This window comes from Cupriavidus sp. GW823-FHT07B10, from assembly GCF_058794355.1.
On sequence record NZ_JBXAGS010000025.1, the window covers coordinates 76447 to 89534 of the forward strand.

Below are 13088 nucleotides of genomic sequence, written 5' to 3' on the forward strand. Positions count from 1 at the left end.
GATCCTGATGCAACCCCTCAAAGACATCACGGTTGTCACATTTGAACACGCGATTGCGGCGCCTTTTGCCACGCGGCAGCTTGCCGATCTGGGTGCACGAGTTATTAAGATCGAGCGGCCTGGGGTCGGCGATTTCGCCCGTGGTTACGATGAGCGGGTCCGTGGCCTGGCCTCGCATTTCGTCTGGACAAACCGCTCGAAGGAAAGCCTGACGCTCGATGTCAAGCACCCGGCCGCGGCTGGCGTATTACAGCGTCTGATTGAGGAAAAGGCGGACGTGGTGGTTCAGAACCTCGCACCAGGCGCCGCAGCACGGCTTGGTCTGGGCTACGAAACGCTTTCCGCCGTAAAGCCCCAAATCATTGTGTGTGATATTTCGGGCTATGGCGACAACCCGAAGAATCCTGGACCATACCGCGACAAGAAGGCCTATGACCTTCTCGTTCAGAGCGAAGCCGGATTTCTGTCCGTGACGGGGACGCCTGACGTGCCTTGCAAGGCTGGGCCTTCCATTGCCGATATCGCCGCCGGCATGTATGCCTACACAAACATTCTGGCCGCTCTGTTACAACGCAATCAGACGGGCCGAGGGCAACGTATTGACATCTCCATGCTAGAGGCGCTGGCGGAATGGAATAGTTACCCTCTCTACTACGCTTTTGATGGGGCACAGCCGCCGCAGCGCACGGGCGCAAGCCACGCCACAATCTACCCCTATGGACCGTTTCCGGCTGGCGATGGGGCGACAGTAATGTTGGGGTTGCAGAACGAGCGGGAATGGGCAAACTTCTGCAACACAGTGCTCCAGCGGCCCGAACTGATTGAAGATCCCCGCTTTAGCTCAAACTCGAGACGCGTGGCCGAGCGCACTGCACTGAGGCAGATCATCGTAGATGCCTTTTTGCCTCTAACCGGTGCCGAAGTGGTGCAGCGATTGGAGTTGGCCCAGATCGCGAATGCCAGTGTCAATGACATGCAGGGGGTGTGGGAGCATGCTCAACTCAAGGCGCGCGGCCGCTGGACTGAAGTCGACTCGCCCAAGGGCATGCTGCCGGCTCTCTTGCCCCCAGGAACCTGGAACGAAGGGCCGCGTATGGATCCGATACCGGCACTTGGTCAGCACACCGACACAATTCTCGCGGAGCTTGGATACGCCTCCGACGAAATCGCCGTGATGCGCGCTGATAGCGTTGTGTAACGCCTGGCCTAGCGCACCATACATGTGACCTAACGGAGACGTAACCTATGGCTTCCACCATCATTGATTCCCGCATTTTTGGCGACATGTTTAGCGACGCGCGCATGCGCGAAGTGTGGTCCGATGAAAACCGCACGGCTAAATACCTGGACATCGAGCGAGCATTGGCAAAAGTACAAGGTGAGCTTGGCATCATCCCGCAGGAAGCGGCCGACGAGATCGTCAAGAATTGCGAACTTTCCCAAATTGACTGGGTCAAGCTCAAGGCAAAGACCGAACAGATCGGATATCCGATTATCGCGGTGGTCAACCAGATCAACGCGAACTGCCGGGATGGGCTTGGCGAATTCTGCCATTGGGGCGCCACCACCCAGGACATTACCGACACAGCGGCGGTATTGCAGATGCGCGAGGGCCTGGCACTGATCGAGTCGGATCTCGACGACATCGCTGACGCGCTTGCGACGCTGGCGAAGCAGTACCGCGACACGCCGGTGATCGGTCGGTCCAACCTGCAGCAGGCCACCCCTATTACGTTCGGCTACAAGATGGCCAGCATCCTTGCCGGCATCGAGCGCCACCGCGAGCGGCTGCGGCAGTTGAAGCCGCGAGTGCTAATGGGTGAGTTCGGCGGCGCATCCGGTACGCTTTCCTCGTTGCAGACGGGAGCCATGGAAACACAGGCTGCGTTGATGAAGGAACTTGGGCTGGCGCAGCCACTGATCTCCTGGCACACGGTGCGCGATACGATTGCCGAAGTGGGCGCGTTTCTCGGACTCGTCGGCGGCTCGCTCGGCAAGATCGCCATGGACGTGAAGCTCATGATGCAGACCGAAGTTGCCGAGGTGTTCGAACCCTTTGCGCCGGGGCGCGGCTCTTCATCGACCATGCCGCAGAAGCGCAACCCGATTTCGTGCCTGTACATCCACGCCAACATCTCGGTTGCACGGCAGCACGCGGCGGCCCTGATGGATGCGATGGTGGCTGATCACGAGCGTTCAACAGGCCCGTGGGAGATCGAATGGGTATCCCTACCGGAGATCTTTTGCCTGATTTCCGGTGCCCTGAAGCAGGCGAAGTTCGTGTTGCAGGGCTTGGAAGTGGACGCGGCTCGCATGCGCGCGAATATCGACATGACAAACGGGCTAGTTATGTCTGAGGCGGTGATGATGGGCCTGGGTCCATATATTGGGCGCGAGTATGCGCACGATCTGGTCTATGACCTTTGCCGCGAGGCCATTGCCAACAACCGACCCTTGATCGACATCCTCGCGGCACATCCGGAAGTAAGCAGCCACGTGTCACGCGCACAACTCGAGGCCATGTGCGATCCACGCAACAATCTTGGCCAAGCCGGCGTAATGGTCGACAGGGTACTGGCTAGCCGGCGCTAAGACGCACTGCCAAGAAGAGCATGCCGGCCTGCCGTCCGTGAGCCGTCGGCGCGCCAAGGTCGGTCCGCGGGGCGATTATTTGCCACGCCGTTTGCCGGCGGGCGCGCCACGTCTTGGTCGTGTTTCGCAAAGGAAGTCATAGAGCTGCTGCGCGGCAGGTGTTAAGGATCGGCTCTTGCGGCGTATTAACCCAATTTTGCGCGTCACGACCGGGTCGGTTAGTGGGACACTAACTAGAAGCGGATGATCTGGACCTGGCATGGCGATGGATGGCACCGCTGCGATGCCAAGCCCGGCTTCGACCAAGCCCAAGGTCGTGGTGACGTGCTGCGTCTCGTAGATACTCTGCGGCAATCGTGACACGTTCGAAAGCGCCTGATCGAGGAGCAGCCGGTTGCCGGAAGCTTTGCTGACCGAGATGTAGTCATATTCGGCGAGGTCTGCCCAGGTCACTTGCCGTCGCTCCGCGAGTGGATGATCGCGACGGCAGGCCGCAACGAACCGTTCCTCCAGCAAGGGCCTGAATTCAATGTCTGGCTCTTGGCCTCCCACGAAATCGATCCCGAAATCTGCTTCACTGCGCGACACCGCTGACAGTACCTCGTTTGCGCTGGCATCCAGAATCTTTACCCGAATCTTCGGATACTGCGCGTGGTAACGCGAGATGACTTGCGGCAAGAAGTAATAAACCGTCGACGGTACGCAAGCAATAGTCACTTCCCCCATCCGCGTCGTTGTCACTCCGCGTATGCCCAGCAGTGCCTGATCCAGTTCGTCAAGTATCTCCTTTACCTTTCGGTCGAAATCCCGGCCGACGGTCGTAAGGCTAACCCGGCGGGTGGTGCGGTCGAGTAAGCGCACTCCCAAGGCCTCTTCAAGCTTGTCTATGCGACGGCTAAAGGCCGGCTGTGAGACGTTCAGGGAGGTGGCCGCCTTGCGGAAGCTATTCAGTTCGGCAACGGCACGAAACGCCTGCAAATCATTGAGGTTGAAGTTGATGGTCATTGCACTTTCCCGAGCGTCATCACTGATGCGCATTGTGCATCAATTGATCCTAAAAATTCAATTCACTAAAAGAAGGGAAACCACGAACATGACCAGACGGCTCCAGTAGGCCGACCAAAAAACCACATCATACGGAGCAGACAGATGCAATCATCGAAGCGACTTTTACTTTGCAGCATTGCGATCGCGGTATCACTTGGCAGCGTCAGCGCCTTTGGTGCGTTCCCTGACAAGAGAATTTCGCTGGTAGTGCCCACCGCAGCGGGAGGCGCTAATGACGCCATGGCGCGGGTAGTTGGCCAGGCAATGTCGACCATTCTCAATCAGACAATCGTGGTCGACAACAAAGCGGGGGCGAACGGCGCGATTGCCAGTGAGTTTGTCATGCGTGCCCCACCGGACGGCTACACGTTGCTACTCGGCTACGTGGCGACACATGCCATGAACCCTGCGCTGCAGAAGCTTCGGTACGATCCCGTTAAGGATTTTGTGCCCGTCGGCATGGTGGGTTCTTCGGCAACCGTGATGGTCGTCAATCCAAACCTGAAGGCCAACGATGCCAAGGGAGTCGTGACGCTACTCAAAGCAACGCCAGGAAAGATCAGTTACGCGTCGGCGGGCAATGGAACCGCTCCGCATTTTGCCGCGGAGATGTTCAAACTCTCGACCGGCACCGAGATGCTTCATGTGCCGTATAAGGGGTCAGCTCCGGCGATTAACGACACAGTTGCCGGGCAGACACAAGTGATGTTTCCGAGCCTTTTCACCGCCATGCCCCAGTTGAAGAACGGCAAGCTGAAGGCGGTCGGGATTGCAGGCAGCAAGCGCTCTTCGCTGATGCCAGAGTTGCCCACGCTGAAGGAACAAGGGATCGACGACGTTGATGTCTCCCAGTGGTATGCCATCTTCGCCCCCGCGAACACACCAGCCCCCGTTGTAGAAGCATTGAACAAGGCATTAAACCAGGCGTTGAAGGATAAAGCCGTTGTCCAGCGTTTGGAGGGACAAGGCGCAGAGGTTACGACCATGTCCACGGCCCAGATGCGAACATTTATTCAGGAGGAACAGGTCAAGTGGAAGAAAGTAGTTCAGGCGGCAAAACTGAAGGCGGACTGAGATGAGCAAGACAATACCTTGCGTGCTGATGCGAGCCGGCACCTCGCGCGGGCCGTTCTTTCTGCGGGAGTGGCTGCCCGAAAGCGTAGAGGCTCGCGACCAGGCGTTGATCGGTGCCATCGGTGCCTCCGACCCGCTTCAACTGGACGGGGTGGGCGGCGGTAGCACGCTGAACAGCAAGGTGGCGATTGTTTCGCGATCCACGCAACCCGGCTGTGACCTTGACTACCTGTTCGTACAGGTAGGAGTGGGTAACTCCTCGGTGGACACCCGGCCCAACTGCGGCAATATGCTTTCCGGAGTCGCACCCTTTGCGATCGAGCAAGGCCTGGTTGCAGCCCAACTCGGCTCAACCCGCGTGCGCGTTCACAACGTCAATACAGGGTCGCGAATCGATGTGACGGTCCGCACGCCTAATGGGCGGGTCACCTATGACGGCGACACTCGAATCGATGGCGTTGCGGGCACTGGGTCACCAATCTTGCTCGATTTCGTCGATGCGTGGGGCGCAGTGACCGGAAAGGTCTTTCCGACGGGCAACCGCGTTGACCTGATTGACGGCATCGAAGTGACTTGTATCGATGCGGCGATGCCATTGATGCTCGTCCGGGCACGCGACCTCGGTGTCAGTGGACGCGAGGCGCCGGCCACGCTCGACAATGATCCGATACTGCTTGCGCGTCTGGAAGCGCTGCGCTTGCAGGCTGGGCAGTTGATGGGGCTGGGCGACGTCTCGGACAGCGTTATTCCAAAGCCAGTCCTGGTCAGCCCCGGCGATTCGCCGGAAAGCATTACGTCGCGCTACTTTACGCCCCGCAAATGTCATGCGTCGCATGCAGTCACCGGCGCCATCGGCGTTGCCAGCGCATTCGCCTTACCTGGGACGGTTGCTAGCCAATTGACCCGATTGCCCGGCCGCCACGCACTTGTCGTCTTGCACCCAGCGGGACGGATCGAAGTGGAGGTGGAATTGGAGGGGGAGGGCGATGCGGCTACTGTAACAAGAGCGGCTCTCGTTCGAACGGCACGCAAGATCATAGAAGGTCAGCTCCATCTGCCCGAATATGTCTTCTCGCGGCCGGAAGGCAGCCGAGTAAAGCAGGCCTCGGCTCGGCATTCATTGCGGATCATCGTACCAACCCGTGCCGGAGGCGGCAACGATCTTGTGGCGCATCTTATTGGTCCCAGGCTTGGGCGACTGCTGGGGCATGACGTCATCATCGATAACCGTCCCGGTGCCAACGGCGGCATCGCCTGCGAGTACGTGGCGCGGGCAGTACCCGATGGTCAGACGCTCTTGCTCGGCTATATTGGAACTCATTCAATGAATCCGGCCCTGCAACCTGTTGGGTATGATCCGGTTTCGTCTTTTTCTCCGGTCGGGCTTATAGGATCGTCACCGATATTGTTGGTGGCGAATCCAATGCAGACGCCGCTTGACCTGGGTACGCTGGTCGCCCACATGAAGCGCGAGCCTGGAAGGTTTCGCTACGCGTCCGCAGGGGACGGTACACCGCCGCACTTTGCCGCAGAGCTTTTCCAACTGGCCACTGGCACTTCGATGCGCAGTACTACCTTCGAGGGCGCAGCGCCTGCCATCGCGTCGACCATTGATGGACGGACACAGGTTATGTTCGCGAGCCTGCTGACAGCGTATCGGCCGGTGGGTGCCGGTCAGTTGCGAGCGCTGGCAGTCGCCGGACCCAAACGTCTGCCAGTGCTGCCAGAAGTACCGACGCTTGCGGAGTTGGGCGTGAGGGGCATGGAATTGACTCAGTGGTATGGTCTGTTTGCCCCGGCGGGAACTGCTGCCACGATGGTGGAGCAGCTCAATGGCGCCTTGGCTGCAGTCCTACGGGATCCAGAGGTCAAAGAGGGCTTCGAGAGCTACGGCGCAGCCCCCGAGCCGGGCGGTTCCGAACTTCTCGCAAGACGGGTGGAGACTGAACTAGAGCGCTGGCAGCGCATTGTTAGGGTGTCAGGTCTTGCGCCGTCGTCGATCGACGGTGACCCGGTGCAACAGTTTCTGGAGCCCTGCTAAATTACCTCGTAAGAGGTAGCGGTCGGTAACCGATGTGGTGCCTGCAACCGGCGCACGCTCGATTGTTGGGGTTCGCCTGCCTGCGAAAACGGAGATACTTTGGGACAACAGAACCGGTTATGGACGGCCGCCATGCTCGACCATCGCTGTGATGAGCCGGCCAAGGACTGCCTACAGTCTTGCAACTGCATATCAGCCGGGTTCCGTGTCGGCTCGAAGGAAGTCGGCAATGATTTCGGCAGACCTGCAAGAGTTGATGAAGGGATTTCCGGCCAGGCTCCCCGCATTACGTGGCGGGGCCTTGCACTGACTCGATCGTCGCAATATGGGCAATGCCGCCGCGCGCGTACCGCCCCCTGAGAAGGCGAGGATGACCAGGTTTTCGTTGTCCGCCGAATACTGGGGGCGCGTGAAGAAGCGATAGCCGGCACCCTGGTCCGCGTGCGCGCTCGTCGGATTGACTGGCCGGGAGGCGCAGGCGGCAAGCAGAAGCAGCATCGAAATGACGGCCAAGGCTGAGGTCGGCGATCTGGCAATAGGTCCCCCGCGGCGACTGCAGGACGAACCGGACCGGGCGGGTCGGCGTGCTGCAACTCCCCCAATACTAGTCGGCCAATGTAGCGATTGGCATACGTTTTGAGGTTGTCCCGGCGCGGCCACTCGTCTAGACTGGATTTCACCTGCCCAAGAGACCGGTACTTAACCTGGCTTGGCGAATGCGCGGCGGTGAGGCCGCCGATCCGGTACCTTTGCGGTGATCTGCAGGGAGACAAGCGATGTTGCCCACGCCCACTTCAGAGAGAGCGCTGTCCCGCGGACTACTCGATGTGCTGATCCGTGCCGGGCTGATCGCGGTGCTGGCAATCTTCTGCTTCCGGATATTCCGCCCCTTCCTCGATCTCATTGTCTGGTCCGTGATCCTGGCGGTGACCATCTACCCGCTCCAGGTCAGGCTCAGGCGCAGGCTGGGCAACAAGGACGGCCGCGCCGCCACGCTGATCGTGCTGGCCGCCATCGCCATCATTGCGCTGCCAGCCTACCTGCTGGGCGCCGCCATGATCGACTCAATGGAGAATGCGATCGCCATCGTCAAGAGCGAAGGCATTCATATTCCGCCACCGCATGAGTCGGTCGCCAGCTGGCCGCTGGTTGGCCAGCGCCTGTATGACCTCTGGCTGCAAGCCGCCTCGGACTTGGCCAGCGTGGTGCAGACGCTGGCGCCTCAGATCAAGGAAATCAGCCTGGCCGTGCTGGCCGCAGCCGCCGGCATCGGCAAGGGGCTGCTGATCTTCGTCTTCGCGCTGATTATCGGGGGCATCTTCATGGCCTACGGCGAGGCCGGCAACCGCAGCACCGTGCAGATTGCCTCGCGCATTTTCGGCCTGGAGCGGGGCCAGCGCATCGCCACGCTATGCACCGCGACCATCCGCGCTGTGGCGCAGGGCGTGGTCGGCATCGCCTTCATCCAGATGCTGCTGATCGGCATAGGTTTTGTGATCAAGGGGGTTCCTGCCGCGGGCGTGCTGGCCATGGCCGTGCTGCTGCTGGGCATCGCGCAGTTGCCGGCAACGCTGATCACGGTGCCGGTGATCATCTATGTCTTTGCCACGGAAGGTGCCAGCGTTGCCACTATCGTCTTCGCCATCTATGTCTTCGTGGCGGGACTGGCCGACAACGTGCTCAAGCCACTGCTGCTCGGGCGCGGCGTCGATGTGCCGATGCCGGTGGTATTGATCGGTGCCCTGGGCGGCATGGTGACAGGCGGCGTGATCGGCCTGTTTATCGGTCCGGTGGTGCTTGCGGTCGGGTATCAGCTGTTCTGGCAATGGGTGGAAGACCCGCCGCCGCAAGCGGATCCCGGCAACCAGCAACAGACCTGAAGTGGTCCGGGGTCACGCATGTCGCGCTGGAATCATCCGCTGCGCGCATTGCTGGCCTGCGCCTGTTGCCTTGGCGGCTGCGCGCGCCTGGGGCCGGATTTCCAGCCGCAGCATGCGCCCTGGACGCAGCAGTGGCACAGCCCGGCGCTTGAGCAGGCGACCGAGCAGCGGGCCCAGCCCGACATCCGCGAGTGGTGGCAGGTCTTTGCCGACCCGACGCTCGAACGCCTGGTCGCCGAAGCCGACGCGCACAATGCCAGCCTGCGGATTGCCGGCCTGCGCGTGATGGAAGCGCGCGCCCAACTGGGCATTGCCCAGAGCGGGCGCTTCCCGCAACTGCAGCAGGCCAGTGCCGATGCCCTGTACACGGACCGCCGGCAGGCCGGCGGCCTGAACCCGCAGAACAGCCGCTTCTGGCAATACAGCGCGGGCTTCGACATCGGCTGGGAACTCGATTTCTGGGGCCGCTTCAGCCGCGCCATCGAATCTGCCGATGCTGTCTATTTTGCCGCCCGAGCCAACCGCGACGATGTGCTGGTGCTGCTGCGCGCCCAGGTGGCTGAGACCTACTTTGCGCTGCGCACGGCCGAGGCACGGCTGCGCATCGCCCGCGACAACGCAGCGCTGCAAAAGCGCAGCCTTGAGATCACCGAGCGGCTGTTCAAGAGTGGCGAGACCGACGAGCTCGACCTGCAGCAAGCGAAGACGCAGTACCTGGGCACCCTGAGCAGCATTCCTGAATTTGAAAGCCAGATCATGCGCACCCGCAATGCCCTGGCGGTGCTGATGGGCCGCCCGCCAGGCCCGTTGCCGGAGCTGCCGGAACTGGTGGGCAAGGAAGGGGTGATTCCACTGATCGATCGCGCGGTACTGCAGGATGTGCCTGCCAGCCTGTTGTTGCGCCGTCCGGATATTCGCGCCGCCGAGCTGCAGATTGCCGCGCAATCGGCGCTGATCGGCGTGGCCGAAGCCGATCTCTATCCGTCGCTGACGTTGCTGGGCAGCATTGTCTGGTCCGCCAGCACGCTGGCCGGCACGCCCAACAGCCTGGCCCTGATCGGTGGCCCCAGCCTGCGCTGGAGCGTGTTCGACTACGGCCGCATCAAGAACACCGTGCGCGTGCAGGACGCCCGCCTGCAGCAGCTGATCGTCGCCTACCAGGATGCCGTGCGGCAGGCGGCGCGCGAGGCCGACGATGCCGCCAGTGCCCTGATCAAGGCGCTGGATCGCGAGCAGATCCTGCGCGACAGCGCGCTGGCCGCCAGGCGTTCGCTGACGCTGGCCAACGCGCTCTACCGCGAAGGCTACTCGGACTTCCAGCGCGTGCTGGATGCTCAGCGTGCGCTGGCCACCCAGCAGGACGCCTACCTGGTCAACCGCAGCAATGCCGTCAGCAACCTGATCGCCTTGTACAAGGCCCTCGGCGGCAGCTGGCACAGCGAGCAGCCACTGGTGGACCCGGCCACCCGTCAGCAGATGCAGCAACGCACCGACTGGGGGAACCTGCTGGATGAACCGGGCCCGCCGTCCGCCGGTGCCAGCCTCCCAGTGAAGCAGAGGTAGATCTCCCTGAGCGAGTGCCGATGAGCGATGCCCCGCAACCCACCGCAGCCCCAGCGCCCAGCGCACCGCCGCCCGCCGCCGACCCGGCAAGGAAGGGCGTGCGCTGGGTGCTCTTGCTGATCGTCATCAGCCTGACCTGGTACCTGTTTGCCGACCGGTTGACCCCGTACACGCAGCAGGCGCGGGTACAGGCTTTCGTGGTGCCGGTTGCGGCGGAAGTGTCCGGGCGTGTGACCAAGGTGCATGTGCGCAACAACCAGGACGTCGCGGCAGGCACTGTCCTGTTCGAGGTGGATCCCCAGCACTACAAGATTGCCGTGGACCGCGCCCGCGCCGATCTGGAGTCGACACGCCGGCAGATCGGCGCCAGCACCGCGGGCATCGAATCGGCGCAGGCATCGCTGCGCGCAGCACGCGCCAACGAGCTCAAGGCGCGCCAGGACAGGGACCGCCTGGAGCGCCTGTACAGCGATGATCCTGGCACCATTTCCCTGCGCCGTCTGGAGGTGGCGCGCGCCAGCCTCGAGCAGGCTGTCAGCCAGGTCGCCGCCGCCAAGGCCGAGGTCCAGCGTGCGCGCGAACAGCAGGGGGGCAGCGAGGAAGAGAACGCCAAGCTGCGCAGCGCCGCCACTGCCCTGGAAAAGGCCGAACTGGATCTCGCCAATACGCAGGTGCGGGCGCGCGCCGCCGGGCTGGTCACCGACCTGCGCACCGATGCCGGCCAGTATGCCGCGGCCGGCAATCCGGTCATGACGCTGATCGCGATCCACGATCTGTGGATCAGCGCGGAGATGACCGAGAACAACCTGGGCCGTGTCGAGCCCGGCACGCCGGTTGCCATCGTGCTGGATGCGCTGCCGGGCAGGATCTTTGAGGGCCGGGTGCGCAGTGTCGGCTATGGCGTCAACGTCGGCCCGAGCACGCCGCCGGGCAGCTTGCCGACGGTGCAGAACAGCCGAGACTGGCTGCGTCCGGCGCAACGCTTCCCGGTGGTGGTCGAGATTGCCCAGGGCGAACTCGCCTCGATGCGCGGCATTCGCGTGGGCGGGCAGGCCGAGGTCATGGCGTTTCCCACCCAGGGCAACCCGCTCAATCCGCTCGGCCGTGTATTCCTGTACCTGATGAGCTGGCTTTCCTATGTCTACTGACAGCCCGGTGCTGCCGATGCCCGCGCGCGATCCACGCGCCCAGCGTTCGCTGCGCGTGGCGAGCGGCACCGCGCTGTGCCTGGCGGCCAGCTTCGGCCTGGGCCTGCCGATCCCCATGCTCGCGCCGGTGCTCGGCGTGTTCCTGCTGGCCAGCGTCAACCAGCCGGTGTCGCTCAAGGCCGGGCTGGGCCTGGTGCTGGTCGTGATGCTGACCACCGGCACTGGCCTGCTGCTGATCCCCATGCTGCGCTACTACCCCGTCAGCGGCGTGCTGATGATCGGCCTGTGCCTGTTCCTGGCCTTTCGCTACGGACTGCGCGGCGGCAACAACCTGGTCTCCACCTTCCTGGTGATCGGCCTGACCATGATCTCGGCGGCGGGCACCTTCGATTTCGGGCTGGCGGTCATGGTCATCGGTGCCCTGGTCAAGGGGCTGCTCGTCGCGGTCGTGGTGCTGGCACTTTGCCACTGGCTCTTTCCCGAACCGGCCGGCGCGCAGGCGCGGCCTGCGGCCAAGGCCTTGCCGGATGACCAGGCCGCCTGGATTGCGCTGCGTGCAGCGCTGGTGGTGATGCCGGCCTTCCTGCTGGCGCTGAACGACCCGGCCGCGTACATTCCGATCATCATGAAAGCGGTCAGCCTCGGCCGGCAAAGCTGCACCACCACGGCACGCGGCGCCGGGCGCGAACTGCTTGGCTCGACCTTGTTCGGTGGCGTGCTGGCCATCCTGTTCTGGTGCGCACTCAGCCTGTTCGTGCATTTGTGGATGTACTTCCTGTGGATGCTGCTGTTTGGCCTGCTGGCGGCGCGCAAGCTGTATGGCCTCAGCCCGTCGCGGTACCCGCCAGGCTTCTGGGTGAACACTCTCGTGACGCTGATCATCCTGCTGGGCCAGTCCGTGCAGGACAGCGCGGCCGGGAAGGATGTCTATACCGCCTTCGCCGTGCGCATGGGCCTGTTTGTCGGCGTCACGCTGTATGCCTGGCTGATGATCGAGCTGCTCGACCAGCCGCGCGGCGCACGACGGCATGCCCGCTGAAGAGGCCGGTCATGCTGAGCAACCTGCTGATCGGCCTTCCCGTAATGCTGCTCTGCCTGCTGCTGCAGGCGGTCTTCGTGGCTATCTGCCTGCGCTACTACGTGCGCTTCAAGCATGTCCGGCAAGGCCGCGAATCGCTCGGGCAGGACATCCTGCTGTTGTCGGTCGTGATGGTGCTGATGTTGCTCGGCAACTTCGTGCAGATGGCGATCTGGGCCGTCTTGTTCATGCTGTTGGGCGAGTTCGGCGATTTCGCCACCGCGCTCTATCACTCGGGCGTGAACTTCGCCACGCTGGGCTACGGCGATATCGTCATGTCCGAAGCCCGGCGCTTGCTGGGGCCGCTCGAGGCGGCCAACGGCATCCTGATGTTCGGCGTCTCCACCGCAGTGATGACCGCGGCGGTGCTGGACGTGATCAAGCGCAACCCGGCCAGGCGGCAGGACGAGGGGCCATAGGGATGGGGGCGTCGGGCGCAGCCCGGGCCGGGACTGGGACGGTTCTAATATCGGATGCCGAATCGCGGGCGGGGTCGGGCAATCGATGCATCCCGATCTCTGCGAAAGCTGGCCCGCCGCGGGCGACTCTTCGGCCGGCTGCACTCGCCATTCAACGATCCAGGGAGACTCTGATGATTGCACGGCGAGCAAGCATAGCGGGCGCCACAAAGCAGCGCGGCGGTGGGCCAGGCACAGGCCTGGCCC

At 62.6% G+C, this 13088-nt stretch carries 11 protein-coding genes; 9 read left to right on the plus strand and 2 right to left on the minus strand.

Features of this window, described 5'->3' with window-relative positions; genetic code table 11:
- Positions 1–7: 7 nt before the first annotated feature.
- Complete coding sequence (locus AC1Q6V_RS31940) at positions 8–1198, plus strand: CaiB/BaiF CoA transferase family protein (RefSeq protein ID WP_454751032.1); 1191 nt, start codon at positions 8–10, stop codon at positions 1196–1198.
- Between the two features lie 47 nt (positions 1199–1245).
- The gene (locus AC1Q6V_RS31945) at positions 1246–2592 is read left to right on the plus strand and encodes a class-II fumarase/aspartase family protein (RefSeq protein WP_454751033.1); all 1347 of its coding nucleotides are present in this window, start codon (positions 1246–1248) and stop codon (positions 2590–2592) included.
- Positions 2593–2667: 75 nt separating this feature from the next.
- On the opposite strand, the gene AC1Q6V_RS31950 is transcribed toward AC1Q6V_RS31945, so the two are convergent.
- Positions 2668–3597 (minus strand): LysR family transcriptional regulator, encoded by a 930-nt coding sequence (locus AC1Q6V_RS31950; protein ID WP_010814292.1) that lies wholly within the window; start codon positions 3595–3597, stop codon positions 2668–2670.
- A gap of 144 nt (positions 3598–3741) precedes the next feature.
- On the opposite strand from AC1Q6V_RS31950, the gene AC1Q6V_RS31955 reads away from it, so the two are divergent.
- On the plus strand, positions 3742–4713 hold the full coding sequence (locus tag AC1Q6V_RS31955) for a Bug family tripartite tricarboxylate transporter substrate binding protein (RefSeq protein ID WP_011615648.1): 972 nt from the start codon (positions 3742–3744) through the stop codon (positions 4711–4713).
- Between the two features lies 1 nt (position 4714).
- Complete coding sequence (locus tag AC1Q6V_RS31960) at positions 4715–6754, plus strand: 4-oxalomesaconate tautomerase (RefSeq protein ID WP_011615647.1); 2040 nt, start codon at positions 4715–4717, stop codon at positions 6752–6754.
- 192 nt (positions 6755–6946) lie between these two features.
- On the opposite strand, the gene AC1Q6V_RS31965 is transcribed toward AC1Q6V_RS31960, so the two are convergent.
- Positions 6947–7267: a hypothetical protein gene (locus AC1Q6V_RS31965; protein WP_246840246.1), complete on the minus strand. Its 321-nt coding sequence runs from the start codon at positions 7265–7267 to the stop codon at positions 6947–6949.
- Between the two features lie 263 nt (positions 7268–7530).
- On the opposite strand from AC1Q6V_RS31965, the gene AC1Q6V_RS31970 reads away from it, so the two are divergent.
- Genes AC1Q6V_RS31970 through AC1Q6V_RS31990 form a run of 5 tightly spaced genes read left to right on the plus strand, consistent with a single transcriptional unit; the run spans position 7531 to position 12842 of the window.
- Positions 7531–8634, plus strand: a complete 1104-nt coding sequence (locus AC1Q6V_RS31970; protein WP_010814286.1) for an AI-2E family transporter — start codon at positions 7531–7533, stop codon at positions 8632–8634.
- 18 nt (positions 8635–8652) lie between these two features.
- The gene (locus tag AC1Q6V_RS31975) at positions 8653–10197 is read left to right on the plus strand and encodes an efflux transporter outer membrane subunit (protein ID WP_010814285.1); all 1545 of its coding nucleotides are present in this window, start codon (positions 8653–8655) and stop codon (positions 10195–10197) included.
- Positions 10198–10217: 20 nt separating this feature from the next.
- Positions 10218–11345 (plus strand): HlyD family secretion protein, encoded by a 1128-nt coding sequence (locus AC1Q6V_RS31980; protein WP_454750779.1) that lies wholly within the window; start codon positions 10218–10220, stop codon positions 11343–11345.
- Complete coding sequence (locus AC1Q6V_RS31985) at positions 11335–12384, plus strand: DUF2955 domain-containing protein (RefSeq protein ID WP_454750780.1); 1050 nt, start codon at positions 11335–11337, stop codon at positions 12382–12384. The genes AC1Q6V_RS31980 and AC1Q6V_RS31985 overlap by 11 nt, the downstream gene beginning before the upstream one ends.
- Before the next feature lie 11 nt (positions 12385–12395).
- Positions 12396–12842 (plus strand): potassium channel family protein, encoded by a 447-nt coding sequence (locus AC1Q6V_RS31990; RefSeq protein WP_439670740.1) that lies wholly within the window; start codon positions 12396–12398, stop codon positions 12840–12842.
- Positions 12843–13088: the final 246 nt, after the last annotated feature.